1 pseudogene is annotated in these 671 nt (G+C 75.7%); it reads left to right on the top strand.

Annotation, left to right across the window (positions count from 1 at the left end):
- Positions 1–671: pseudogene (locus JHN63_RS51735) on the top strand (primosome assembly protein PriA); the annotation flags it as partial.

Genomic DNA, 671 nt, shown 5'->3' with positions numbered 1-671 from the left:
TTGCTGGGGGAGGGGCGGCACGCGCTCCTCACCGCGGACGCCGGGCCGGAGAAGCGGTATCGGCAGTGGCTGGCCGTGCGGCGGGGGGCTGTGCGGGCGGTCGTCGGGACCCGGGCCGCCATGTTCGCGCCGGTTCAGGACCTGGGGCTCGTTGCGATCTGGGACGACGGGGACGACAGCCACAGCGAACAGCACGCGCCGCAGCCGCACGCGCGGGAGGTGCTGCTGCTGCGCGCCGCGCTGGACAAGTGCGGCTTCCTGTTGGGGAGTTGGAGCTGCACGGTGGAGGCCGCGCAGCTCGTGGAGAGCGGGTGGGCGCGGCCGTTGGTCGCCTTGCGTGAGCAGGTGCGGGCGGCCGCTCCGCTCGTACGGACCGTGGGGGACGGGGACTTGGCGCGGGACGAGGCCGCGCGGGCCGCCCGGTTGCCGACGTTGGCCTGGCAGGCGGTGCGGGAGGGGCTGAAGCACGGGCCCGTGCTGGTGCAGGTGCCCCGGCGGGGGTATGTGCCGCGGATGGCGTGCGCCCAGTGTCGGGCCGCCGCGCGGTGTCGGCACTGTGCGGGGCCGTTGGAGGGGCAGGACGGGGGTGTGCTGCGGTGTGGGTGGTGCGGGGTCGTGGAGAGCGCGTGGCACTGTCCCGAGTGCGGGGGGTTCCGGTTGCGGGCCCAGGT

Source organism: Streptomyces sp. MBT65, from assembly GCF_016612545.1.
Classification (GTDB): domain Bacteria; phylum Actinomycetota; class Actinomycetes; order Streptomycetales; family Streptomycetaceae; genus Streptomyces.
Note: the sequence above shows the minus strand (reverse complement) of the source record. Positions and strands in the feature narration are given on the sequence as shown.